We start from the raw sequence: 1,792 nt of genomic DNA on the forward strand, positions 1-1,792 counted from the left end.
ACTTAAACTCCCTCAGTTTGATTCAATTTACTCGTAAATGCTCGCTTATTCGCAAGATTTCAAAGCCACATATCAGAACAATGACATAAGCATGGAATGAGTTTAGGCAACAAGGCTACATGAAGGCATGCGGGAATAGAGGAGTGAATTTCAACTCCACTTTTTTCCATATACTGCACGCATTCTCCACGCCGCCCTGGAGGCTATCCCTCCCATGTCTCAACGGGTCAATGCCCTCTCATTCCTTCGTCATGCCTATCCAAGGGGTGGAGGCCGGTTATGCTAACGGAATGGGTCTGTGCCCTTTTGTTTAAGTATCCCAGTACTCCGTGCTTTCTTTGAGATCATACGAATAAGCCAACATTTATGAAAATATTAAACTCCTTACAAAATTTTATATATAAGTTATTATGCTACTAAAGGGGGCTGAGGCTGGACTTTCTCTGGACAATAAGCTTCATTACGTCGAGCGATGCCTACTATAATTCTTGCAAGCTTCCCAATTAGTTTCATAATAGATTTCATTCTTTTCATCTTTTTTACGTGAACATTATAAGTGTGTAGTTCTTTAAACTCAGGATTATTGGCTACAAGACTCATTGTCGCTAAAAATAAAAATCTCCGTAGTCTAGATCGTCCTCGTTTAGAAAGGACAATTTGGCCTTTCCATTTTCCTGAACTAGCTTCTACTAGATGTAAACCTGCGTGTCTTAGTAGGGAATTACCATGTGCAAAATTACTTAAGTCGCCAGTTTCACCTAAAATACCGCCTAACGTTATTTCAGTTAAGCCCTTAATGCCTAGTAAATGATCTGCATAAGAAATCTTATTAAGTGCTTCCTTTATATCTTTTTCTACTCTTTCAAGTTGAGCTTTGGCGAGGTCAAATTCACCCAGTAAAACCTCTAGATGAAGTTTATATGCATTAATGGCTAGAGTAGTACCTATAGAATTCTTAGCTAATTGAATCAGCAGTTGGGCCTTCTTTATACCAGGCTGTCTCTTCATCAATGATTTCCAACTGTCTACAATATACTGAACTTCCATGGAACGTAGTTCCAATGGTGTGGGAAAAAATCGAAGAGTGGCAATAGCCCCTTTACACGTTACATCTTTAAAGACTTGTCTAAGTTCTGGAAAGACAATATCAACCCATCTATTAATTTGATTTGCAGTACTGACAAGACGCTTCACAATAACATCACGATTAGAATTTAATACCCTTAACTCTTCAAAAGCCTCAGTTGTAGGGCGAATAAATGAATAATAACCATTCTTCACCATATCAGCGATAACGAGAGCGTCTTTTTTATCACTTTTTGATTGTGTATTATCTCGGTTCTCCTTATTTCTTTTTACAAGATGAGGGTTAACTGTTACTACATCAATATTTTGGTCGTATAGCCATTTGGATAAACTCAACCAGTAATGACCTGTTGGCTCCATACCAACGATTTCGGTTATTAATCTCTTGGTAGCTTTTAATTCATTAATCCAATTTAGCAAACTAGCAAAACCTACTTCATTGTTTTCAAATGTAAGTGGATCTCCAACAATAATTCCACGGTAATTAACTGCTCGAGCAACATGAACTTGTTGCGCTATATCAATCCCAACAATAAGGTGTCGATTAGAAATTCTTTCAATTAGTTGATTTTGTTTGTCTTGCATCTTAAACTTCATAGTAGAGCTTCCTCCTTGTGATTTGAGTATTAGAGTGGTATCTATTCTCATATTACTGGAGAGCTCTTTTTCTATCAAAGTTGAAAATTAGCGATCTACAGGAATGCTA

The 1,792-nt window shown here is 37.3% G+C and carries 1 protein-coding gene; it reads right to left on the reverse strand.

Annotated features, from left to right (window positions below; genetic code table 11):
* Positions 1-408: 408 nt before the first annotated feature.
* The gene (locus V7112_RS23375; RefSeq protein ID WP_335424320.1) at positions 409-1,683 is read right to left on the reverse strand and encodes an IS110 family transposase; all 1,275 of its coding nucleotides are present in this window, start codon (positions 1,681-1,683) and stop codon (positions 409-411) included.
* Between the last annotated feature and the right edge of the window lie 109 nt (positions 1,684-1,792).

It is taken from the genome of Bacillus sp. JJ1566 (assembly GCF_036962685.1).
In the GTDB taxonomy this organism is placed as follows: Bacteria; Bacillota; Bacilli; order Bacillales; family Bacillaceae_L; genus Ferdinandcohnia.

Bases quoted from the DNA above. Each gene is read 5' to 3' on its own strand.
- V7112_RS23375 (WP_335424320.1), bottom strand. From the start codon at position 1,683: ATGAAGTTTAAGATGCAAGACAAACAAAATCAACTAATTGAAAGAATT.